The organism is Leptospira johnsonii, assembly GCF_003112675.1.
GTDB lineage: Bacteria > Spirochaetota > Leptospiria > Leptospirales > Leptospiraceae > Leptospira_B > Leptospira_B johnsonii.
This window is the reverse complement of record NZ_BFAY01000011.1, coordinates 437,990-462,205: the sequence shown is the minus strand read 5'-3', so window position 1 is coordinate 462,205 and position 24,216 is coordinate 437,990. Positions and strand designations below refer to the sequence as shown.

Genomic DNA, 24,216 nt, shown 5'->3' with positions numbered 1-24,216 from the left:
TTTACGGGAGAATTTTCCCCGGATTCAAAAGATTTTTAGGGTCCAGAGCCTTTTTGATCAACCTCATTACTTCTATCTCGGCAGAAGAACGAGAGAAATGTAGAAAATCTTTTTTCAAAAGGCCGATCCCATGTTCCGCGCTAATAGATCCATGATGTTTTTGTAATAGTTCGAACATGGAAGGGTCTACCTTCTTACATTGGGAGAAAAACTCCGCATCGGAAAGATCCTTAGGTTTTACTATGTTCAAGTGAAGGTTCCCGTCGCCTATATGACCGAAAAGTGCAACCTCGAAGCCGGGATATTTAGAAGAAAGCAATGCTTGCATATCTTCCAAGAACGGATTCATATTCCGAAGAGGAAGAGAGATATCGTTTTTGTGAACCGTATAATCGATGGAGATAGATTCACTGATGCCTTCTCTATATTTCCAGAAGGTTTCAGCCTGTCTAGAGTTCTGAGCTAAGCTTCCATCGGAAACATAACCTTTTTCTAAGATGGTTTCTAAAAAGGAGAATAATTTCTCGTCGTCCGATTCTTCCGCAATCTCGAATTCCATTAAAACATAATATGGGCTAACTTCGGAAAAAGGATCCGGAACATGTAAGTGATCTATCACCTTGTCCAAACAATATTTTGTCAAAAACTCGAATGCCAAAATTGGTAAGGACATATTATGAGTTTCTTTAAATAATTCTAATATAGATGGGAAGTCCGGAACTGCGGTGAAAAGGATACGATTATCAACAGGCTTTTTGGTCAGTTTTAAGGTACATTCTGTTATGATCCCTAATGTTCCTTCTGATCCAATGAATAGATGTTTTAGGTCGTAACCAGTGTTGTTTTTCAGGATCTCGCCGTTGAATTCCAGGATCTCTCCAGTTCCTGTGACTACCTTCAGTCCCAATACCCATTGGCGAATCAGTCCGTAATGAACTACTCGTACTCCGCCTGCGTTAGTCGCAATATTGCCGCCTATATGAGAAGAACCTGTGGCTGCAAAGTCTACAGGGAAATAAAACCCTCTTTCTTCGGCTTCTTTGTGTAGGTTTTTAGTGATCATTCCTGCCTGCACGGTTAAGGAACCGAAGAACGGATCAAAATCCAAAACCTGATCCATCTTGGAGAGAGATATCACTATCTCTCCTGATTTAGCTACCGCTCCCCCGGCGTAACCTGTTCTTCCCCCGGAAGGAACGATCTTGATATCGTTCTCGAATGCGAATTTTACAATCTCAGAGACTTCTTGGGTATTTTTAGGAAATGTTAGAATTTCATAATCCGGAACATATACTTTTGTTCTGTCAGTTCCGAAAGAAAGGAATGTGGCCTGATCCATCTGGGGTTCATCTTTGAAAAAAACCCTATCTTCTCCCAATAGGGACTTGAGTTTGTTTTTATTTTCCTGGCTGATACTCATATTTATTCCGCGAAGTTCATTCTTTCGATCTGGCTATCCACAGGCTTCTCGCCTTCTACCCTTTCTCTTTTACGATAGACCCCGTCCGAAGAAAGTAGTCTTGCTTTTACGTTATCCCTGATCTGAACGTCTAAGATCTTTTTGATCCGGTCCTTATTCTTTGCATCCAGTATAGGAAATAGGACCTCGATCCTTCTTTCAAAGTTTCTAGGCATACAATCTGCGGAAGCGAGGAAGATACTCTCTTCTCCGCCGGAAAGGAAATAATAGATACGTGTATGTTCTAAAAATCTACCTACGATGGAAATAACTGTGATATTTTCCGAAATTCCAGGAAGCCCAGGTTTTAAACAGCAGATCCCTCGGATGATCAGTTCGATGATCACTCCTGCACGACTAGCATTATACATTGCTAATATGATGTGAGGATCCACTAAACTGTTCATTTTGAAAATGATACGAGCCGGTTTGCCTGCCTTAGCATTTTCGGTCTCTTTTTCGATCAGGGCCAAAAATACCGTTTTCAGGTTATGGGGAGAAGCGGCCAGTTTGTTTAAGAAAGGCATCTTTGCGTAGCTGGTGATCGTATTGAAGATGGTCGAAACATCTTCAGTGATATCCTTATTAACCGTAAAGAAGCTTAGATCTGTATAATATTTACTGGTTGTGGAGTTATAATTTCCGGTTCCAAGATGCACATAACGCACTAGATGTTCTTCTTCTCTTCTTACGATCAGAAGCATCTTGCTGTGGATCTTGAGTCCTACTACTCCATATACTACGTGCACCCCTCTTTCTTCCAGCTTTTGGGCCCATTTGATGTTCCGTTCTTCGTCGAATCTTGCCTTTAACTCCACAAGTACTGTGACCTGTTTTCCGTTTTCCGCGGCCTGTCCTAAGTATTGGATAATAGGAGAGTCCCCGCTTGTGCGGTATAAGGTCATCTTGATCCCTAAAACTTTCGGGTCCTCGCTGGAAATCCGGAGCAGATCCTCGATCGCTCCAAAGGATTGATATGGGTGATGTAATAATCGATCTTTCTTTTTGATCGCTTCGAAAATTTTCTCTGGAGACTCGAACTTTAAAGTGGTCTTCTGTTGGAAGAATGGATACTTGAACTTGGAAGTATGTTCCAGTCCGTAAAAATACATCGTATCACTAATATTTAATATAGAAGATACCTCGAAAATCTCATGGTCTTGTAGTTCCATGAGTTCTTTTAGAGTGTTCCTTACGAAAGGAGAGGTTCCTTCGTAAATATCCATTCTGACCGCGTCTCCCCAGATACGGTTTCGGATCTCTTTTTTCATAGTGATGAGTAGGTCTTTTACGGAAGCTTCTTCGTCTATGGAGATGTCTGCGTCCCGTAGGATCCGGAAAGGATAAACTTCTTTTACCGACATTCCGTAGAATAAGTCATCCACATGTAGTTTGATGATCTCTTCCAGAGGAAAAAATCTTCTGGTCTTACCTTCTCCCTTGAGTTGTAAGAACCTGGGCAATACGGAAGGCACTTGTACCACCGCAAACAGATCTTTTTTAAGTCCCGTTTTTTCGTCGTCTGTGGCCAGCACGATCGCTAAGTTTAAGGATTTATTAAGTATATGAGGAAATGGATGGGAAGGATCTATAGAAAGAGGAGTTAAGATCGGAGAAACATCTTCTTTATAATAATGTTTGATGTCTTCTATTTCGTTTTTGTTTAATTCATCCGGATTTAAGATGAGATGGATCCCATTCTCTTTCATCTGATCCAGAGTTTGATTCATGGTTTCGTATTGATCGTTTACGAAACTTCTTACCTTATTGGATAAATCCGTTAAGATCTCGGAAGCTCTTTGGCCATTCAGACTTTTTTCGTCGTTACCTTCTGCCAGTAGGTTTCTCAAACCTGCGACGCGGACCATATAGAATTCGTCCAAGTTCGATTCAGTGATACATAAAAATTTCAGACGTTCCAGAAGCGGATTTTCAGGATCGTTTGCTTCTTCTAAGACCCGTTTATTAAAATCCACCCAGGAAAGTTCCCGATCGAAAAAGATATCGGAGTTACCGATATGGATCGGTCCCTTGTTTCCATTACCTCCGCTTCCTAAGGTCTGGGTTTCGGGCGATTTTATCTTTTGGGCCACAGATTTTGTCCTACTTTCTTCTGGTTTAAAATCGACGGGCTTAGAGTCAAGCCTGCTTTTCAAACGTCAATTCTGACGATCTATTTACCGAGGAATGAGTTTCTGTGCCTAGGATAAAAATTTGGATAAGCAGAGAAAGAAGCGGAAGGTCCCTAGATAACCCGCTTCTTTCCGATTTCGTTAAACTATCAGTTTTCCTGTTTCTCTTTCATCGATCAGATAAGGATTTCGGACTTCTTTTGTTTTAGAGATCCAAACCTTTCCTGTCTTAGGGCAGAGGAAAGAATAGAGTTGGAACTTAGGCGCTATTTCTTTTAAAGAAGAACATAACTCCGAATACAAAAATTCCTGTTCTTCTCTTGAGCCCGCCTTTTCCAATAATTCTGCGAAGGTCAGTGCCTTGGCATATTTTATCCTTCTTTCTCCCGAACTTTCTTTGGCCCTAAGGATCATTCCTGAGAGTCCTTTCGGATTCGTTCTTTTGTCATCGCTGGAAAGTAATTGATCATGAAATACCGAAAGTCTTTGGAATAATCTCAATTCGGAAGATTCCGCAGTTACCGGAGCGGAAACTGAGACCACGGAGGCCGCCGCTATATATGTGAATACGTTGCGCATAAAATTCTCCTATATTATAAAAATTAAATATATGTGGAGAACTTTCTAAATGATGAGTCGGATCGTATATAAATTGGAATCGAAGGCGGAGATATGTAAAGGAGCCTCGGAATCCCAAAAAGAAAGAACGGATTCGGAATAGGAAAATAGTCCTAAACTTTTCCAGTATGTAGAAACTGCCTCCGTTTCAATTCTTTCGGATTCTTTTTCAAAAGCGACTAAGACGGAAAGAACAGAATGAGAAAGTTCTAAATGAAAACTTTGTTTAGAATGTTTTGTCCCGGCAAAAGATAGTATTGTTCCGTTAGCAGAAACTGTGAACGAAAAACAGAATACGACTAATCCTATGAAGGCCCGGGCAAACATTTAAGATTGGACCGGAGATCTTTAAGAAGGGTTTCTTTTTTCTTTCGAGGTACGGCTGAAGTCTTCAAATTTTAATATGGATTGACCTATTTGGATCATTGCTCAAAACTTCAGCATGATAGATCCAGAATACTGTGTCGCTTTGGCAGAATACAATCGGTAGCAAAACTCGAAAAACTCAGGACTGAATTAGATTCGACGATTTCGGAATGGGTAAAAACCATTACCTAATTATTCAGGAAAACGAATGAAACAGATCCTCGCATTCTTTTTGACTTTCATTTCTATTTTGGTTTGGAACTGCGCCTCAGCAGAAAAGGTGGAACCTCGTAAGATCGAAAAGATCATGAAGGTCCATGCAGGTGGAGGACTTCGTTTAAGGATCGCTCCTAATATTGAAGCTAAAAAAATAGATATAGTCCCAGACGGAGACGTAGTAGAGACTTTCGGCGAGATCGGAGAAGTGGAGATCCAGGACGGTAAACAAGGTCGCTGGGTCAAAGTGAAGTGGAAGAAAAAAGACGGCTATGTATTCGGCGGATTTTTAGAATTTATCAACGTCAAATAATTTTATGCTTTTTGAATATTCTCCTGTTAAGGAATTCCATTGAGAAGATTAAGAAACCAATTTATAGATATTATTTCATTTCAGAACGCGGCCGGATATTTCGCCGCAATTACGTTTTTTGTGAGTTTGTTCTCCTTATTGATCGATCCTAAGATCGGGGTTTTGACCGCGGACATGCTTGACGGAGGAAGATGGTGGAACGCAGGGTTATTCGTTTTTCATCTACTTTCTCCTGCTGAGATCCAGGCCGGAACTTATATGCCTTGGATCTTTTTGATCTTCTACACGTATCTTGTTTTTTCCGTAGGCAAAATTTTAGAAGAGGATATGGGTTCTCTACGATTTAACCTATTTTTCTTTTCTTTAATGTTCCTTATTACGATAGGCGGAGTTCTTTCTTTATATTATCCGTTGTTTGTTGAAACTAAGATGATCTACGATTGTCTTTTGTTGGCTCTCGCGATCCGTATGCCCAACCTGGAATTTTTCATCATTCCAATTAGAATGAAATGGATTGGGATCGTATTGTTTGTGTATCTGTTCTGGGAAAGAGGGGATGAGGTGAGAATGTTCAACTCAAGCCTTCCTTGGGCCGGATTATTTTTTGGGCTCTCTAGTTTAGTTCTGTTTTTCGGAAGGGATATCTTGGGAACCAAGATCCGGGAGCGCAAAACTTCTGCTTGGAAAGCTAGACAAACCCAAGTGTTCACAGTTCATAAATGCCATGTTTGTGGAGCCACTGAGGCAACAGACCCTTTACTGGAATTCCGGTATTGTGTGGATTGTGAAGATAAGGAATATTGCGAGAATCATCTTCATAATCATGTACATTCTTGAGAGAGCGTAATTTTATCCCTTAAGAATTATTTTTGATTCTTCTAAGCCTGCAAATTGTTTAATTTTTTTTAAACCGGATTGACTTTCTTTAGGGAAGATGTGAAATTTTCCGGCACTCCAAAATTTCCTCAGGTAGGAAGGGGATTTTGCAGGAAAACCTTCCGTGAATTCGATCATCTATTGGTTTGAAGAAATATTTGCCTCTCTCCCTTTGCCTTTTTTAGACATTTGGGGCAGATTCGGCTATATAGTCGGGATCATTCTTACGATCTGCGCCTATGGAGGTTTTACTTTTAATCCCGGAGGTAAATTCGGTTTCGGTCGCCAAAAACAAAGCTGGGACACCCAGGCTTTTTTAAGCATTCCATTCACCTTTGTTTTTATTTTTATCACCGGTTATATAGGTTCCTTTATCGTTTTGGTTCCGGGAGCCCAGACATTCGAATCCTTAAAGGATTTAACTGTTTTTCTTTGTATTCTCTTGTTCGGTTATCCCGCGCTCCTTGCGGTTCCTTTTGCTTATGGGCTCTCAGATCTGATCGAAGGTGTTCCTCCGGATTTTTTATTCGATTGGCTTTTAGGTTATTTTATTAATCCAGCCTGCTTTTGGGTCGCATATCAGCTGATAGGAAGAGATCCCGATTTCAAAAAAATAAAAACCTGGGGATTATATTCGATTTTTGTAATTATATTCATGAGTATAGAGCCTCAGCTTTGGGGATATATCTGCTCGGAACAATTCACTCGTGAGATCTCTTATCGAAATATTACACCCGCGCTGTTCTTTACAACTGGAGTCACCTGGGTATTTGCTCCTTTTGCGATGTTGATCGCATTACCTCTAGCTAAAAAATACGGATTATTCTGGGCTGAAATTCCAGGTCATACAAGAGAACTGATCTTAAGCTATAAAGAATGGCACTGGCAGGAAGAGAAATTAGGAAAGGATGGAGTTTCTTTGGGACAAGGACTTCCAATCCGGATGTTCTTAGTCACTCCGTTCATTCTTTTGGTTTTGATCATGGTGGCTGCTACCGCTTATCTGACTTTGAAAAGTTCCGAAACTGCCTCGGGAAAACTTGCTTCCAGATTACACCAAGAGATCTCAGAAAATATTAATCTCAGACTGGACGATTATCTAGGTCATTCTGCCCCAAAAAAACCGGAAGATATTTCTCTTTTATTAAAAAATACGAATATAGCCCGACATGGAAGAGCTTTTATAGTAGATAGAGAAACTAGGGTTATTGCTTCTTCCGATTTTCGTTTTAATAATTTAGGATCCGCTTCTGAGAGTGGAGATCCTGTAATACGAAATTCCATTCTTTCCGTGCTGAAAGATTACGGAGATCTTTATTCTGTCAAAGTCGCGTTCCAATTTCGATTTGATGTAGTAAGCGCAAAGCCTGTTTCGAGAGAGACCTGGTTTACTCAGGTGACTCCATATAGGGACAATGCGGGAGAATACGATTGGATAGTAATCACAGCAATGCCTGCTTCTTACTATCTGGAAGGTGTGCAGATCGGAAATAGCGAATCTGCAAAAGTGTTCGCAGTTGCTTTGACTCTTTCTCTTTTGATCGCGGCATTTTTGGCCGGAATTGTTACATCACCGATCCGTAATATTTCTAGAGCCAGTACGGCTTTAGCGGCAGGGGATTTTTCCCAAAGAGTTCCTTTTAGTAAATTAGAAGAGATTGGAACTCTTGCATTCTCTTTTAATCATATGGCGGAGCAACTACAAGAAGCATTCCGCAGAACAAAATCCAGCGAGGAACAATACAAAGATCTCGTAGACACGACCCCCGGTGTTGTTTGGGAAGCGGATGCAGTCACATTTAATTTTACCTTTGTGAGTAAGCAAGCTGTGGATTTACTTGGATATCCGGTAGAAGAGTGGAAAACTCCTGGATTTTGGGCGGACCATATCTATCCGGAAGATAAGGACTATGCGGTAAATTATTGCGTTGCTTGTACGGGAAGATTGGAGTCTCACGAATTCGAATATAGGTTCTTGAAAAAAGACGGAACGATCGTTTGGCTCCGAGACATGGTGAAGGTAATCACCGAAGGAAACAAAGAAAAATGGCTTCGCGGAGTGATGGTCGATATTACCGAACGAAAAAACTTCGAAGAGAAGTTCTTAGAAAGGAATAGATTTATCGAATCCATTTTGGACATCAGTCCGGATATATTATATATTTATGATATATCGGAGAAGAAGAACGTGTATACCAATGTCGGAGTAGAGCGGTTATTAGGGTATTCCGTGGAAGAGATCCACGGAATGGGAGATTCTCTTTTAAAATCACTAATGCATCCCGATGATTTTCAAGTATATCTAACCAATATCATTCCAAGATATTTAAATGCCTTAGATAGAGATGTAATAGAACACCAATATAGGATGCGGCATAAGGACCAGAAATGGCGTTGGTTCGTTTCCAGGGAATTGATCTACAGGAGGGACTTCGAAGGGATCCCAACTCAGATCTTCGGGATCTCCAATGATATCACTAAGAGTAAAGAAGCGGAAGAAACTATCCTAGATCTGAATGCAAATCTAGAACGTAAGATCGATCAGAGAACCGAAGAACTAAAAAGAACGAATGAAAATCTGAAAGAATCTTTGGATTACCAAAAAAAGATATCCGAGGAGTTGAAGGAAACACAAGGACAACTTCTTCTCTCCGAAAAATTGGCCGCCTTGGGCCAACTTGCCGCAGGTATGACTCATGAGTTAAATACTCCTTTGGGTGCGATCGTTTCTTCGAATCGTGCAATTTTGGATATCCTGTACGAAGAGATTAAAGATATACCTGACCTTCTTCTTGCTTTAAACAAAACGGAAGTGGAAAATTTCAAATTTTTGTTAGATGAAAGTTTGAAAGAAATTTCTCAAGCAGAGATTTTGCCGAACCGTTCCTTAAGAAGGGAACTTGTCCGAGTATTCAAAGAAGCTTCCGTTCCGGAGCCTGAGAATGTAGTAAACATTATCCAGGACTTAGGGATCCATAGATTGGGAGAAAAACTTCCGGAACTTCTGAAGACCCCAAATTCGCTGAAAATCCTGGAGGCGGTTTCTTCCATTGCGTCCGTTGTAAGATTTAGTAATGTGATCTCGATCGCTACCGGAAAGGCGTCTTACGTGGTGGATGCTCTCAAAAATTATCTAAACCCTGGCGTGCATAACGGAGACGAAGAGCTTGTCCCTGTAGATGTGGAAGTGGAGTTAGAAACCATCATTGCCCTATATCATAATAAGATCAAATACGGGGTCGAAGTAATTAAACATTATCGGACAAACGAGCTTTGTTTGGGAGATCCGGATAAGTTGAATCAAGTATGGATCAATCTATTAAATAATGGATTGCAGGCCATGAACTATAAAGGTAAAATCGAAATTTCGATAGAGAAAGTAGAATCCTGGATTATAGTCTCCTTCATTGATTCCGGCTCCGGGATTCCGAAAGAGATCCAGGACAAAATTTTTGATCCATTCTTTACTACTAAAAATCCGGGAGAAGGTATCGGTCTTGGTTTGGATATCTGCAAAAAGATCATAGAGAAGATGGGTGGAAAAATAGAGTTTGAGAGCGAACCTGGGCGCACTAAGTTCGAAGTTTGGCTCAAACCTGCAAACCGTAAAAAAGAGGAATCTATTGGAAACTGAAACATCACAGAATGCGATCCTTTGTGTGGATGACGAGGCGATCATCTTAATTACCTTACAGAAGGAATTAAAGAAGCAGCTCGGAAATTTATTCCAATACGAAACTGCCTTAAATGCGGAAGAAGCTATGGAAGTCATAGACGATCTAGTAGGTGCAGGTGTGAACGTGATCCTGATCCTTTCCGATTGGTTGATGCCGGGGATAAAGGGGGACGAGTTTTTAATTTTGGTTCACCAAAAATACCCTCAGATCCGATCCATTCTGATTACAGGACATGTAGATGCTGCCGCGGTGGATAGGGTCAAACGAGAGGCGGGGACTTATACTGTGATCCCTAAACCTTGGGATGTGAACAAACTAATGGAAGCCGTTCGTGTTTGTTGTAATCTGAATTAGAGCGAACGTTACGAAAATCATTTCAAGAAACAAATTCATCCATCGATATTTTGCCCTTCAAACTAACACTGGTTCACTCGGATCTATCCATCTTGAAAACGAATTGACCTTTCTCTTTCTAAGAAGATACTTTATTATCTCTTAAAGGAATCTTCTCATCATGCTGCAAAATAACTACTTTAACGATGTATCCGACCTGAGGTTACATTTCGATCATATTATCAATTGGAAGGAAATCGTAGATTCCTACGAGGGCGGATTTGTAGATGCCGCAAAATATAAGGCCGGAGACGAAAGATTTGCAGCTGCACCTTCTACTCACGAGGAAGCATTAGAATATTATAAAACATTACTTGACTCAGTGGGAGAATTTGCAGGAAAAGAGATCGCTCCTTATGTGGCCGAATTGGACAAAGTCGGGGTAAAATTCGAGAATGGAAAAGTAGTATTCCCCGAAAAACTATTGGAGATTGTCCGAAAGGCAAGGGATGCAGGATTACAACCCACAGGTTTTTCAAGAAAATACGGCGGTCTAGGAGTTCCTTGGACTGTTAGGGCATTCTTTAGCGAAATATTATATAGAGTGGATGCATCCGTTTGTATCTCCATCGGTTGTGTAAACTTAGCCGAAATCGTAGAAAAGAACGGAAGCGAAGAATTAAAAGAGGAATGGTTGCCTCGTTTGGCAGCAGGAGAATTTGCCTGCGCCATGGGACTCACAGAACCAGATCATGGTTCCGATCTGCCTGGACTTCGCACTAAAGCTACTCATAAAGAAGGAAATATTTACCTATTAAATGGAACCAAAAGATTTATCACCCAAGGCTGTGGCACTGGAGAAATTCCTGCGATCCTTTTGTTACTCGCTCGGACAGGGAATCCTGGAAGTGGGGCTAGAGGGCTTTCTTTCTTCTTGGTCCAATCCAAAGATGTACAAGTTGCCGGAATAGAAAAGAAGATGGGTTTACATTGTTCTCCAACTTGTGAGATCGTTTTAGAAAATACTCCAGGGATCTTGATCGGAGAAGAAGGTCACGGACTCATCAAACATACGATGGGAATGTTGAACGGTGCCCGTATGGGAATTTCCCAACAAGGGGTTGGGATCGCGCAAGCAGCGTTAGCCGAAACTAAAAAATACACTTCAGAAAGAATACAATTCGGAAAGCCGATCGGAACAATTCCAGCAGTCCGTAAAATCCTTCACAGAATGGAAAGAGAAACCATGGCAATGCGTTGTCTGATGTTAGAAGGAGCGAGAGCCATGGATCTGTATTATTTCAGAGGAGATCATCTGAAAGAAAAAGGCGCCACAGAAAGAGATCTAAAATCCGACGTGGTCCTGAAATATTGGGAAAAGTTAGCCGGAATACTTACACCTATTTCCAAGTTTTACTGTTCCGAGTCTTGTGTGAAAATCGCAGGTGATGCGGTCCAACTTCATGGAGGAGCAGGCTTCACAGAAGATTACGATGTCTCCAGAATTTATAGGGACTCAAGGATCACTACTATCTATGACGGGACTTCTCAGATCCAAGTCAATGCGAGTATTGGTGGGATCGTTACTGGAATGAGCGGTCATGGTTTCTTAAGAGAATATATTGATAACGAATGGTCCCATTTCCCAACGGAAGATACCAAGGTTCTTTCGGATGTTTGGGACGGTTTCCAAGAAGCAGTTGTGATGTATAAAGAACTTTCAACTTCCGAAGAAAGGGAAGAAACTGCGGATGAGATCGTTTGGGCAAGCGCCAGACTTCTTTCCGGATTGTTATTCTATCGTTCCACTCTTCGTATTCCTGAAGAGCTTCGACCAGAAAGACTTTCACATGTAGAAGAGTATAATCTAGATAGCTTGGGTTATATGGAAGGACTTAAGGCTAAGCTTAGGGTTAAAATTTCGGCCAGGCAGGCAGTTTAGCAGCCAAAAAAGCCATTTTTGGCCTTATACTTTTAGGAAATCGGTCGATGGGATTAGAAGGAGGGGACTATGCCCGCATTCTCTATTCCGGGACTGAGTTCCGGCCAGGATACGAACCAAATCGTAAAAAAACTGGTAGAGCTGGAAGCAAAGCCGATTCGCCGTTTGGAAAAACAAAACGGTTTCAATCAGGCTCAGGTCAAAGCATGGTCCGATCTTAAAACTCTTACTACAGACCTCCAAAACAAAACTAGAGAAATTATTTCTTTTACGGCTCCTTTCGCTACTAAGTCGATCGTTTCCGATCCGGAAGGTGTGATCACCGGAGATGCTGCGCGTTCTGCAAACAGCGGTAAACGTAAGATAGAAGTGAAAGAGCTTGCTACATTCCATCAGATCTCAGGCGATCCTATCGATTCGGAAAGAAAGATACTTGCTGGAACTTTTAAAATTATTTCGGGAGAGATAGAGAAGGAGATCGAGTTCCAAGGTGGGACCATTCGAGATCTATATCTTACAATTCGCACTGCCGCTGCAGGGATCGTTCAGCCTACGCTTGTAAAAGTGGATCAGGATAAGACGGTTCTTACGTTAGCTGCTGCTCAGTCCGGCAAAGACAATCAATTGAAGTTCGACGATCCGAACGGTGTGCTCAAGGGGGCTTCTCTTGTGGGAGGAATGCTTCCTCAGGATCCTCCTCAGTATTTTTATCTTCCTTGGGAATCGAGCCAAACGAATCCTTTTCAGCCGAATAAATACGGTATGAGCGCTACCGCAAAACCAATATTTATCGCAGCAGATCCTGAGAAAAAAGAACCTTCTAAGATCAAATTAAGTTCTAAACAAGCATTTCAGTTCCACATGGACGCAAGAGAAGGGAAGAAGGGCGCAAGAATTGAAGCCACTCTTTCCGAACCTTTGGAAGAAGGAGAAACGATCTCGCTAGGTGTACTCTATGATCAGGACGAGCAGGATAAAGTATTCTTAGAGCAGGCTTATCATAAGGAAGGAAAGATCCGTATTACCTTCAAGTCTAATATGGATGGCAAAAAGATCCATAAGGTAATCGTAATCAACCAAACTGGAAAGGAGAAGGAATTCTCCAATTTTAGATTCGTTCTTCCTTCGGAGTTTAACGGAGCGAAGCCCGCAAAGACCATTGTAGAAGCTAAGGATGCGGTCTTTACAGTAGACGGAATAGAGATCACTCGGCCTAAAAACGAGGGACTTACCGATGTTTTGGACGGAGTTCTTCTGAACCTGAACAAGAAGAGCGAAGGTGGTCCAGCCACAGTAGATATCAAAGTGGATTCTGCAAAAGGGATCCGTATGATCAAGGAATTTATAGAAGCATATAATAATGTTCTAAAATACTCCAAAGACGCAACCGCAGTCAATAGAGAAGGTGGGATCAGCGATTCTAAACTGGAAGATCCGGATATCGCCAGATCCTTCTGGGAAGGAAAAACTAAAACGGGTATTTTGGCTGGAGAAAATTCCGTCATCCGTTTGGTTGCAGGTATGAAAACAGTGACCACTTCTTCTTTTCCTGCTTTTCCGAATTCGGAGATCAGGACTCTTTCCGATGTTGGAATTTCAACAGGAGAAGTCGGAAGTAAATGGGCCGATATTCAAGAAGGCCTTTTGTCACTGGACGAAGCGAAATTGGCCGCGAAACTTGCGGAAAATCCGGATGCGGTCCGCCATTTGTTCGCTCAGGATACGAATTCCGACGCCAGAATGGACACCGGAGTAGGTGTAAACCTGGTTGAACATTTAAAACCTTATACTCAGTTCGCTGGTGGACTGGTAACAAGCAAGATCAAGTTATTGGAAGAACAAGTTTCCGATAATAATAAGAAGATCAAAAATTTCGAATCCCACCTGATGAGTTATGAAAAAAAGCTCAAAGAGAAGTTCCTATATATGGAGCAGGGTGTGGGTAGAAATAAAGCCGTTGGTTCCTATCTGAACAATAATCTCAGTAGGGGACAAGGCGGAGACGATAAATAAAGGAATTATAATATAAACGGAGGAATCACCGTGGAAATATTCGTAAACGAGCAAAAATTGGAAAGCGTCATCGAAAATGAACAGAGCCTCGGAGAGGTTTTCGACGCTGTACGTCGATGGGTGGAGACTAACGGTAAGTTTTTATTATCCTGCGTTGTGGATGGGGAGGAATTTACCCAGAACACGATGCGTGATTCTTCCATTTCAAACGCTTCCAAGATGGAATTTTTCGTAGGAGAAGAATTGGATATTCTGATCAGTTCTCTCCATGAATTGGATTCCTATGTGGATAAGGTGGGAACTACTTTGCTTGGAAGGGATTCTTTGACCGAAAAAGAATCCAAGGAACTAGGGGACGGGATAGAATGGATCCGCAGTCTTTTGGAATCCGCAGGCAAACTTTTAAAACTGAAATACGACCAGATCAAACCGATGGGTACAGGTTCCACTGTGAGCGAGATCCTGGATGCATTGAGTCGTAATTCTTACAAACTGGACGGGACAACCGCCATCGAAGAATTTTTGGAATACCTGAGAGACCTAAAATTATTCGTAATGGATCTGGTAGCAAGAGCGTCCGTTCTAGATCTTGAACTTCCTACTTTAAGAGAAATTTTAGATACTTTCATCAAGGCTGTTCCTGCTTTGAAAGAAAGTTTTGTGAAAGTAAACGAAAGTTATCAAGCTGGAAAAGACGAAGTGGCAACACATCTTCTTACTCAGTCGGTTTCTCAGATCAACGTTCTTCTGACTTCGTTTATTACTTTGAGACAAAAACTTCCCGGCATGGACTTCTCCAAGATCCAAATTGCGGAAAGAAGTTTTGAAGAAAAAACGAACGACTTAAACGATACTCTTGCGTCTGTAGCTTTGGCGCTAGAAGAAAAAGACATCATTCGTGCAGGAGATATTATCGAGTATGAGATCCCTGCCGTTCTGGATGAATTTCTTCCTTTCTTGGAAAAAGTAAAAGAGCAGGCCGACTCTCTCGCAGTTTAATTTAGCCTGTAATTTCTAAACAGAATAAGGTTAGATCGTCCGTCATGATCCCGTCTCCGAAGGATTCCGAATAGGATACTAAGGAGCGGATCAGACTGTCGGAATCCTGGTAAGATAGTTTTTTTACCGCTTCCACAAGTGTTGTGTTACCCATTGGGATTCCTTTAGATCCTCTGACCTCGAATAAACCGTCAGAATACAATAATACCCTATCTCCGGGCTGGAGTTGTATACGGAAGTCCTCCAAGATAGGAGTTCCTACGGCGAGTAAGACCCCTCCTTTTCCTTGCAGATCAGTTGTCTTTCCGTCTCTGAGAAGAAGCCCTGCATGGTGACCTGCATAACTATATTCTAATATTCTTGTATATGGATCGTATCTAAGGAAAACCGCAGAGATAAAATGTTGGGTCACCACGGAAGAAAGTAGGTCGTTTGTGAACAATAGACCCTCTTTAGGTTTGTTTCCTTTTCTGGAAAATACGTTGAAGGAGATGGATGCCATTGCGGCGACCATCGCGGAGGAGATCCCATGTCCTGAAACATCCGCGAATAAGATCTCCAGACTTCCATCCGCACTTTCGGAACAATTCAGAACATCTCCTCCTACTCGATCGTAAGGACGGAAATAGGAGAATATTTTAAATTTATCGGAAGAAGGAAAGTCGCGAGTAGTGATCGTGTTCTGTACTTCTCTTGCTATATCCAGATCTTGGATCACCCTTGAGTAGAGCATATTGATCCTTTCAGAGGCTTCTTTCTTTTCAGTAATGTCTCTGAGAACATACACTCTACCTAGATCTCTTCCCGAGATCGGGATTTCCGATTTGGAAACTTCTAAATATACTGAATCGGAGGAGGGGAGAATATCTTCTTCCGAAACGACCGGTTTGATTTCTGAAAATTTTCTTTTGAAGTCCATTCTGGAGAAGGGTCTTCTAGTAAATCCTTCCAGGAATTTTCCTAGATCCAGTTTCTCCGGAGTGGCCGCTATTTTAGGAAAACCTAACATTTCCTTTGCGCTTTCGTTCCAATATAACAAGTCGTCGGAAGCGGATAATAGGATCACTCCTTCTCTGAGCTTTGCATACAATTGGAGTGCTATCTTTTCCAATCGGATCTCTAAAAAGCCGTATTTTGCGATCGCAATGAATACACAGGCGGATTGGATCACACTTACACTTCCACTTAAAGGAGGATAATTTAGATCTCCTTGTGATAAGATTCTAGGAAGTACTGTGGTCAAAAATCCAAGCACAGAGGAAAGAAATGTTCCGAATGCCAATAGATAACATTGTTTTCTGAATCCGATCTCTTCTTTTCTAGATTCGAAAAGCAAAAGATAGATCGCATACACAGGTGGAGAAACCGTAAGTAAATTGATCCCATATACGTAAAGTGGACCTTGGACGAGCATGTCGCCCCAGTATTTTCTTTCAACTCCGGCTATGATCCAATCTGTCGTCAATGTGACCGGGAAGATCGCGAGAGCCAATCCACGTAAAAGATACAAAACTATATTCGGATTTTTTGATAAGAATGCGAATACGAACTCTAAAAATAAGGGACCAACTATTAACCAGGATATGGAGCTGATCTTAAATACCCAGGTCATCCAATGGAAAGGTAAAAAGGACCAATATAGAATTATGGAAATGATCCAGAGACTTAATGCTCCGGAGTATAAAAGATATAAATGAACTACTCTATGTTTTCCTTTTAAGGCTAAAACATAGGTGAATAACCAGAGGTTGATGAATAACGCAAATAATGGAAGAATGAGATATGGGTTCACGGTCCGATCTCCAAGGCCAACATTGCCAGATCGTCGTTATGTTTTCCGTTCCCGAATTCTAATGCCTTTCGATGAGCTGCTTCTAATAGAGAGCGAGTGTCTCTGTCCGCCATTCCTTGGATCCAGTCTAAGAATTCGTCGTAACCGAAAATTTCTCCTAGATCATTCTTAACCTCGTACAAACCGTCAGAATAGAATAATAATCTGTCGGAAGATAGCAGATCAAAATGATAATCGTTTAGATGTAATTCCTTAACTGCTAGTAAGATCCTACCTTCTCCTTCCAAAGGATAAATTTTTCCTCCTCTGAAAACAAGCATTGGATGATGTCCTGCGTAAGAGAATCGGACTCTATTCTCCTGCGGATAAAAACTGGCATATACCGCTGAGATATGATGATGCAGCACCACCTTGGAGAGCATTTCGTGGATCTCGAACAAACTTTCCTTGGGAGAAAGTTTTTTCTCCGAAATGATCTGGAAGGCGATCGAGAGCATTCCTCCTACCATCGCAGAGGCGATCCCGTGACCGGAAACATCTGCGAATAGGATATCTACTCTTTCTCCAGGATGTTCTATCACTCTCAACATGTCCCCGCCCACCTTGTCTATGGGCTGGAAAAAAGAATGGATCCGATAAGAACCTTTGTCCGGAAACTTTTGGGTGATGATAGAGGCTTGTGTTACTCTCGCAATCTCCAAGTCGTTTACGATTTGTGAATATAATTGGTGGATCTTTTCTTGAGCTGCCTTTTTTTCAGTGATGTCTCGCAATAAATACAAGGTTCCGGATTCATTCTCTGTGATCTTGATCTCGGAGACTGTGAGTTCTATGAACTGCAAAGCTGAGTGGCCTATTAATTGGTAGTCTCTGGGGATATGATCCTGCTCTTCTCTATAATTTGCAAAATGCCATTCCGGTTTGAATAGGCCTTCTCTAGAAGGAGAGCCGTCCAAGATAGCGATTGCTGCCTGGTTTGCAAAAAAGAATTCGTGATTTTCCTTTGTAAGAATGATCCCGTCGTGAATGTCTCGGAATAATTCTACTGCGATCCTTTCCAAACTGATATTTAAAAATCCATAACGTGTGATCGCCACAAAAATGAAGAACGCCTGTATGCTGATCGCAGCCGGACTCAATGGAACGAATAAAAATCTGCCTTGTCCGTCTAAGTTGAATAATTCAGTATAAGCGCTGATTCCTAGAGCGATCGTTGTCCCCAAGATCCAGTAATTCAGTTGTTGTTTGATCTTTCTTTGTTTTGTTCTCAATCTTTCTTTTATAAGAAGATAGAGCCCCCAGATCGCAGGACCGCTGACTGCGACCGAACTGAACGGAACGAACAAAATCCCAGGTTCCAATTCATAACCCCAATCGTACAAGATAGAGCCCTTGATGATCCAATTGGTAGAAGCGGTCAGAAAAATAGTTAGCACTACAGAAAAACGAAAGAATGGGAGAAGGATTGTCGAACGAATGTTTAAAAATCTATATACCGTTTCTAAGAATAGAAGGCCGACAGGGATCCAGGTAAAACAGGAAAGTTTAAAAATTGGAGTCATCCATTCCGGTGGAAGCATGCTCCAATATAAAATATAAGAAACCAGCCAGAGATTTAAGAATAGAACGAATCGTAAAAAATCCCGAATGACTGCGCTTCGGAACCTTCTCGCGAAAACATATGAAATAAGAAGAGTATTTATGATAAGAGCGCTTATTGGCAGAAAAAGGTAATAATTCATAGGCCCGACGCTTCGAGGCATCCTAACCGGGTCCTAATTCGGAATCAATCCCGAATGACTTGTCGACGGACCTTTTTGTGCCGAAAAACTGCAGTTTTTAGAAAGATCAAAATCCCGGAAAATTAGGATTTGTTTATTAAGAAAATAGATTGCGTTAGACGACATTGTATATAGGATTGACGCGACTAACGCTCCGTCGCGCCTAAGAGGAAAATCGAATGAGTGGACTGGATTCAGTAGGTACTATGGAACCTAGCTCCGATTATTTGATCCAAGAATCATTATCTTATCCTCCCAAAGAGGGGCCGATACTCTCTCTTAAAGGAGTAACTCTTACTCCTGTATGTATTTGTCCTGAATGCGGCGTAATCAGCAAAACTCCTTGGTCCAAATCCAGAGGAAGGCTCAGAGATTGGGCCGGTTTCTTGGAAGAAGTTAGGGATATCATCTGTTCCAACGAGTCCTGCCAGACAAAATATCACCCTAAATACCTTCTGGATTTCCCAAAAGGGATCAGTATTTTAAATAAATCGAATTTACTTAATTCTTTAAAGTCTTGGTTTGAGGAATTTTCAGGAAAAGAGATTGTTTGGACAGAAGAGGAGGAATCGGACTCCTTACATTGGGACCCATTCTTCCAATCCGTACCGAACTGGGCGGATCATATTCCTACGCATCTATTCGCGAACATTCTACGTTATACTCCTCCCAAGGATTTGGAAGGGATACTTTTGGGAAGAAAGGGAATTCCTTTGTTCGGCGGATTTAAACTTTAAGAAAATCTCATACTCGGACGTTGAAGCTTGGCGGAATGTTTCGAATGCATCTTTATTTGTCCTCGTGCGGCTAATTTGGAAGTGCCGTAGTCCTTTATCTTTCATGGAGGATCTTTCTGGAAAGAGTCTCATCCTTCTTCAATTGGGAGATCAGAGCATCCACCCCTGGGAATTTGATCTCTTCTCTGATCTTTTTAGCAAAGATTACGTTCACCTTCTTTCCATAAATATCATCCGAAAAATCGAATATATGACTTTCTAATGTGACAGATTGGTCCCCAAATGTAGGATTATTTCCTATATTGATCATGGAAGGATAGGTTTTTCCTTCTACCTCAGTTCTTCCTGCGTAGACACCGACTCCCGGAAGGATTAGCTCAGGCAATGGTTGTACATTAGCAGTAGGAAATCCTATGGTTCTTCCTCGTTGGTGTCCTTGGACAACTGTCCCAGTGACCGAAAATTCTCGGCCTAGACATTCTTCTGCTTCTTCTACCTTACCTTCTCTCAATAAGGAACGAATATAGGAGCTGGAAAGTTTTGTAGCGCCTAGAAATACAGGATCTAATTTTTCCAGATCGTATCCGTACTCTGAGGAGTATTTTTTGAGAAGTTCGTAATCTCCTCTTCTTCCTTTTCCAAAACAATGATTGAATCCGATCAGAATGGATTTTGCTCCAAGCTGGTCGATTAGGATCTCTTTCAGAAAAGTTTCCGCCTCTATTTGGGCGAATTCCAGAGTAAATGGGACAACTACTAACCAGTCGATCCCGTAAGATTCTATTAAATTTTCCTTATCTGCTTGGGTGGTAATGCCTCCCAGATCCTTGTCCTTTCCTAGGACCAAAGCAGGATTCGGATGATAGGTGACCACGCAGGAAGGGAGACCTTTTTCTAAGGAAATTTCCTTGGTTCTTTCTAAAAGAGCCTGGTGGCCCAGATGGATCCCGTCAAAATTCCCCAAAGTTACGACTGTGGAAGTCTTTAGGTTGCTCTTTAAGTTCTCCAGACTTCTAAGAATTTTCAAGTTTCTCTCCAAAGGACGGTCGATATTCTAAAAAGATGGACTGGCACCGAATTGCAATACTCTTATTCTTCATTCTTGCCGCTGCCGGACAGGGTCCGATCGGTCAGGAAAATCGGAAAACGAAAAATTTTGAGAATTTCTCCAAACCGATGGGGGGAGAAAACTATATTTCCGAGGACTATAAAACCTTCCCCGAACTTTCCATTTGGGCTTATCATAATGGTCTGAAATTAGCTCCGGATAGAAAAGATCCTGCTCCGGGCGCCGGGACCGGTAGACTATTTGACAACCAATGCAGAATGGTTCCTGAAACCGGGTTGGATATCCTACTCATCGCCGACTCGAATAGAAAAGACATTATCTACGTTTATTTCGATCTGACCTTATTTTCCAAGACCGAAAACGCTGCGATTTTACCCGATCGCGAGCTTAGAATTTCCGTAAACGGGATCGTGAAAAGAACGATTCGCTTTCCGGATGCAAACTTATATTCCAAATCGTTATACGCAGGAACTCCCCCTGCATACATCACAGTGGATCCATCCGAGTTGAGAGAAGGTAGACTGAATTTGAATCTTACGCCGCTTGCGGGAGAAAAGGGCAGGTTTTGGGGAGTTTGGGACGTGTTTTTGTCCTACACTGCCCCGGAATATCCTTGAAAGATCAAGGGAACTGGCTGGTGAATTCGGACTCTGAGAGAGTTTGAAAATAAGAAGTCAGTCCTGCCACTTTGAAAACTTTTTCGATCGCAGGTTTCATGTTTGCTATGAAAAATTTTCCACTTAATTCTTGGACATAATTCAATTGTTTGATCAGCATTCCGATCCCAGAGGAATCGATGTAGTTTAACTTTTCCAGGTTGATCACAACGTTATTGTTCGTTCGATCAATGTTCTGTTCGAAAAAGTTTTTGAGATCTATGGACGTATAGATGTCCAGGCTCCCGGAGAGGCTGATTATATTTGTTTCGCTGGATTTTCTAATGCTGATTTCCATATCCGTCCCTTCCCTTTTCGTAGAATCCGGCCGGAATTCAACGAATTTTTAGGAAAATTCCGGGCTTTTTGACGGAATGGACGACACTAAATATAGGAAATCGTCCGGACTTTACGAATGAAGAAACCGTTCATCTTACTTCTTTTGATCTCCTTATTCAGTTGGGAAATATTTTCTCAGGACTTCGAGAAGGACGGTCAGATTAAAGTCCTTCCTTACGAACCTATGCAGGTCCGTGACATAGAAGGACTCACAAAAGACATCAAGGACTTTCACAAAAGAATAGAAGAGATGCTCCCTTTCCTGAATAAAAGGAAAAAAATTATTGATAGTGAGTATTTCCAGTTTGTTCCCGCGATGGAAAATTTCAATTTCCCGGTCCGCGATAGATATTTAGTAGATAAAAAGTTTTATCTAAAAGTTTCAGGGGGAGAAGGTTCCCTAAAACTGGACGGAGTCCGCTTTATTACCCGAAAATCTCTGGTTACTAAACTCAGACCTGTCAACGACGAGATCGGAGAATTAAAAAACGATAAGGTTGTGGCCTCCGATATTTCTAACATTGTTTTAGTTGTTAAAAGAAAAACGGATGCCGGGACGAAAGAAGAAGTGTATAGTCTTGGAAATATCAGGAGCCCGAACCAAAGGGTCAAGTTTGTCCGTTCTTATCGCGACAATCTTGCAGAAGTGGTCCGAGCCATCGACAAGTATGTGGAAGGAACGATCCGAGCAGACGGGAAGGATGTGGATACCATGCTGGATGGTTTGGAAAGCGGTGGTTCCTTCCAAGAATATAATTCGAATCGTTAAATCAATTTTAGAGTCTAAAATCTTACCATGAGTTCAGCCTGGACAGATCATTATAGGGTCCTGGGCTTGAACTACGGTGCCAGCCCAGAATCTATCAAACATAGATACAGAGAACTTGCCAAAATTTTCCATCCGGACAATAGGCTTACCGGTTCTGAGCCTGTGTTTTTAAAAGTTTTGGAATCTTATCAGATACTTTCCAAGCCGGAAGAACGTTCTCGGTTCGACCAAGAATTCAAGGTCAGAAAGAAACGAGAACATGCAGAAAATGGAATATATCTGATCCCGCCTTCCAGGATCTTATTCGCTACTCAAGCGGTTGAATTTGCTAGAAGGGGCCTTCTCCGCGCCGGAATGAGAAGCAGAGATCGCAAGAAATATACCGGCATCTATCACGATATTCGGATCTGTCTCAAACCCGAAGAGTTATTGGGTAGAATATTTGCAGCCATTCCCTTGGTGGTCAGATCTATTTGCCCTGAATGTAGAGGTTCCGATCTGAACTGCGCTTCCTGCGGAGGAAAGGGGAGTTATAAAAGTTACAGATATCTAAAATGGAGCCCCGAGCCGGGCAGTTTGGTCCCGGGAAGGATCTATACCTTGGATCTATCCGGGTTTCGTCCCGACGTATTTACTCATTTCAAAAAGCGGATCTTAAAAGTTAAAATTGAACTCTTCCAGGGTCAAAAAAAATAGGCATATATGCAGAAGGTTTTCAAATTCGAGCCCATCTATAAGGAAAAAGTCTGGGGCGGTAGGAAATTAGAAACCGTTTTGGGGCGCTCCATCCCTTCGGGAGATATCGGAGAGTCCTGGGAGATTTCGGATTACGGCTCCGATCTTTCTAAAATTACGAACGGAGAATGTTCCGGAAAAACTTTCAGAGAAGTATATAAATCGGATTACGAGTCAGTGCTCGGAAAACCTTTTAAAGGACAGAGTTTTCCTTTATTGATCAAACTGATAGATGCTAAGGAAAAATTATCCGTCCAAGTTCATCCTGACGACTCGTACGCGGAGAAGTTTGATCCGGAAAGCGCAGGTAAAAAAGAAGCTTGGACTGTTTTACAGGCGGACAAGGGTTCCAAACTGGTTTGCGGATTTTCAAAACAAACCAATAAAGAAGAATTTTCAGAATACGTAAAAACAAACCGAGTAGAAGAAATTCTAAATGAAGTAGAAGTAAAAGAACTGGATTCTTTTCTTCTGAATCCAGGTAGGATACATGCCATCGGTGGCGGTATCCTTCTGATGGAAGTCCAACAGTCATCCGATTCCACTTACAGAGTATACGATTACGGAAGACCTAGAGAGTTACATCTCAAAAAGGCATTGGACGTTTTGGATTTTTCTTCCGCAGATCCTAATGACAAACTGAGTCCTAAACAAATTGGATCCTTTGAATTCAGTCGTTCCGTTCTAACTGCAAACGATAAGTTCCGGATGGAAATTCTGGAAATCGATTCTAATAAGAAGTTTACACTTCCTTCTTTTTCTTCAGAGCCTGTGTTCCATGTTTTGATGGTCCTAAGTGGAGAATGTAGATTAGAGGATTTGGATCTAAAAACGGGAGATACAGTTTTAGTCACTGCTTATGGGATCAAAGAAGGAGTCCATTGCGAGTCTAAATCTTCTTTTTTACGTTTGGCCTGGTCCGGTCCAGGTTCGGATTGGATCCAGTACTCTTAGTCATGAACGGTCCAGGAGAATATTCGGAAGAGCCGCTTCTTTGGGTAAGCGAATCCGAGATCAAAAAACAAAGACAGATCGCAAAAGAGTTACGCAAAACTCCTTGGTGGAGAAAAAAGAAAGCGGATGGGATCTGTCATTACTGCGGTAAAAAATTTCCGCCGGACGAACTTACCATGGATCATTTGATCCCTCTGGCAAAAGGTGGAAAGTCTATCAAAGCAAATTTGGTCCCAGCATGTAAGGACTGCAATAATTCTAAGAAGAATAAACTTCCTTTCGAAGAGTTTTGATCCTTCTTACCAGCAATGTGAGTGGTATACGGCTTCCAAAAAATATAGATTGCATACATTTTGATCGTTCGGATTCGTCAAACATGCGGCCTGTAACATCTCCGCAGTTTTTTTGTCGCTGGGAGTAGATCTGCTGCAATCCTGTTT

Annotated in this window: 21 protein-coding genes; 13 read left to right on the top strand and 8 right to left on the bottom strand. The window is 41.7% G+C overall.

The window, feature by feature from the left end:
* Nucleotide 1: 1 nt before the first annotated feature.
* The 4 genes from LPTSP_RS11040 to LPTSP_RS11025 form a co-directional block, all read right to left on the bottom strand.
* The gene (locus LPTSP_RS11040; protein WP_108928810.1) at nt 2-1,420 is read right to left on the bottom strand and encodes an FAD-binding oxidoreductase; all 1,419 of its coding nucleotides are present in this window, start codon (nt 1,418-1,420) and stop codon (nt 2-4) included.
* Between the two features lie 2 nt (nt 1,421-1,422).
* The gene (gene ppk1 / locus LPTSP_RS11035) at nt 1,423-3,540 is read right to left on the bottom strand and encodes a polyphosphate kinase 1 (protein ID WP_245915614.1); all 2,118 of its coding nucleotides are present in this window, start codon (nt 3,538-3,540) and stop codon (nt 1,423-1,425) included.
* 192 nt (nt 3,541-3,732) lie between these two features.
* On the bottom strand, nt 3,733-4,170 hold the full coding sequence (locus tag LPTSP_RS11030; protein ID WP_108928809.1) for an LIC13259/LIC11441 family protein: 438 nt from the start codon (nt 4,168-4,170) through the stop codon (nt 3,733-3,735).
* Between the two features lie 45 nt (nt 4,171-4,215).
* On the bottom strand, nt 4,216-4,536 hold the full coding sequence (locus LPTSP_RS11025) for a hypothetical protein (RefSeq protein ID WP_108928808.1): 321 nt from the start codon (nt 4,534-4,536) through the stop codon (nt 4,216-4,218).
* Nucleotides 4,537-4,783: 247 nt separating this feature from the next.
* Between LPTSP_RS11025 and LPTSP_RS11020 the strand changes: the two genes are divergently transcribed.
* From LPTSP_RS11020 to LPTSP_RS10990, 7 genes are all read left to right on the top strand, one after another.
* Complete coding sequence (locus LPTSP_RS11020; RefSeq protein ID WP_108928807.1) at nt 4,784-5,104, top strand: SH3 domain-containing protein; 321 nt, start codon at nt 4,784-4,786, stop codon at nt 5,102-5,104.
* 39 nt (nt 5,105-5,143) lie between these two features.
* Complete coding sequence (locus LPTSP_RS11015) at nt 5,144-5,941, top strand: hypothetical protein (protein ID WP_108928806.1); 798 nt, start codon at nt 5,144-5,146, stop codon at nt 5,939-5,941.
* Nucleotides 5,942-6,104: 163 nt separating this feature from the next.
* Entirely contained in the window at nt 6,105-9,614 is a 3,510-nt protein-coding gene (locus LPTSP_RS11010; RefSeq protein ID WP_108928805.1) for a PAS domain-containing protein, read from the top strand.
* Nucleotides 9,604-10,011 (top strand): response regulator, encoded by a 408-nt coding sequence (locus LPTSP_RS11005; protein ID WP_108928804.1) that lies wholly within the window; start codon nt 9,604-9,606, stop codon nt 10,009-10,011. Before LPTSP_RS11010 ends, LPTSP_RS11005 begins: the two co-directional genes overlap by 11 nt.
* A 160-nt stretch (nt 10,012-10,171) precedes the next feature.
* Nucleotides 10,172-11,932, top strand: a complete 1,761-nt coding sequence (locus LPTSP_RS11000; protein WP_108928803.1) for an acyl-CoA dehydrogenase family protein — start codon at nt 10,172-10,174, stop codon at nt 11,930-11,932.
* Between the two features lie 69 nt (nt 11,933-12,001).
* Entirely contained in the window at nt 12,002-13,945 is a 1,944-nt protein-coding gene (fliD, locus tag LPTSP_RS10995) for a flagellar filament capping protein FliD (protein ID WP_108928802.1), read from the top strand.
* Nucleotides 13,946-13,975: 30 nt separating this feature from the next.
* On the top strand, nt 13,976-14,944 hold the full coding sequence (locus tag LPTSP_RS10990) for a hypothetical protein (RefSeq protein WP_108928801.1): 969 nt from the start codon (nt 13,976-13,978) through the stop codon (nt 14,942-14,944).
* 1 nt (nt 14,945) lies between these two features.
* Here the strand turns inward: LPTSP_RS10990 and LPTSP_RS10985 are convergent, their stop codons facing one another.
* Together LPTSP_RS10985 and LPTSP_RS10980 are read right to left on the bottom strand one after the other, a co-directional pair.
* Nucleotides 14,946-16,736, bottom strand: coding sequence for a SpoIIE family protein phosphatase (locus tag LPTSP_RS10985; RefSeq protein ID WP_108928800.1), 1,791 nt, complete (start codon nt 16,734-16,736; stop codon nt 14,946-14,948).
* Nucleotides 16,733-18,478 (bottom strand): SpoIIE family protein phosphatase, encoded by a 1,746-nt coding sequence (locus tag LPTSP_RS10980; RefSeq protein ID WP_108929877.1) that lies wholly within the window; start codon nt 18,476-18,478, stop codon nt 16,733-16,735. Before LPTSP_RS10980 ends, LPTSP_RS10985 begins: the two co-directional genes overlap by 4 nt.
* 218 nt (nt 18,479-18,696) lie before the next feature.
* Here LPTSP_RS10980 and LPTSP_RS10975 point away from each other — a divergent pair, with 218 nt between their 5' ends.
* Entirely contained in the window at nt 18,697-19,254 is a 558-nt protein-coding gene (locus LPTSP_RS10975; RefSeq protein ID WP_108928799.1) for a hypothetical protein, read from the top strand.
* Between the two features lie 94 nt (nt 19,255-19,348).
* Here LPTSP_RS10975 and LPTSP_RS10970 read toward each other — a convergent pair whose 3' ends face one another.
* Nucleotides 19,349-20,281 (bottom strand): bifunctional riboflavin kinase/FAD synthetase, encoded by a 933-nt coding sequence (locus tag LPTSP_RS10970; RefSeq protein WP_108928798.1) that lies wholly within the window; start codon nt 20,279-20,281, stop codon nt 19,349-19,351.
* Between the two features lie 35 nt (nt 20,282-20,316).
* Here LPTSP_RS10970 and LPTSP_RS10965 point away from each other — a divergent pair, with 35 nt between their 5' ends.
* Nucleotides 20,317-20,940, top strand: a complete 624-nt coding sequence (locus tag LPTSP_RS10965) for an LIC10729 family protein (RefSeq protein WP_108928797.1) — start codon at nt 20,317-20,319, stop codon at nt 20,938-20,940.
* A 4-nt stretch (nt 20,941-20,944) separates the two neighbouring features.
* Here LPTSP_RS10965 and LPTSP_RS10960 read toward each other — a convergent pair whose 3' ends face one another.
* Nucleotides 20,945-21,277: an STAS domain-containing protein gene (locus LPTSP_RS10960; RefSeq protein WP_100769555.1), complete on the bottom strand. Its 333-nt coding sequence runs from the start codon at nt 21,275-21,277 to the stop codon at nt 20,945-20,947.
* Nucleotides 21,278-21,394: 117 nt separating this feature from the next.
* On the opposite strand from LPTSP_RS10960, the gene LPTSP_RS10955 reads away from it, so the two are divergent.
* The 4 genes from LPTSP_RS10955 to LPTSP_RS10940 are packed head-to-tail and all read left to right on the top strand — an operon-like array spanning nt 21,395 to nt 24,069.
* The gene (locus tag LPTSP_RS10955) at nt 21,395-22,087 is read left to right on the top strand and encodes an LIC_12936 family protein (protein WP_108928796.1); all 693 of its coding nucleotides are present in this window, start codon (nt 21,395-21,397) and stop codon (nt 22,085-22,087) included.
* A gap of 27 nt (nt 22,088-22,114) precedes the next feature.
* Entirely contained in the window at nt 22,115-22,783 is a 669-nt protein-coding gene (locus LPTSP_RS10950; RefSeq protein WP_108928795.1) for a J domain-containing protein, read from the top strand.
* Nucleotides 22,784-22,789: 6 nt separating this feature from the next.
* Nucleotides 22,790-23,776, top strand: coding sequence for a type I phosphomannose isomerase catalytic subunit (locus tag LPTSP_RS10945; RefSeq protein WP_108928794.1), 987 nt, complete (start codon nt 22,790-22,792; stop codon nt 23,774-23,776).
* A gap of 2 nt (nt 23,777-23,778) precedes the next feature.
* A complete protein-coding gene (locus LPTSP_RS10940; protein WP_100721849.1) occupies nt 23,779-24,069 on the top strand; it encodes an HNH endonuclease in 291 nt (96 codons plus the stop codon).
* Nucleotides 24,070-24,216: the final 147 nt, after the last annotated feature.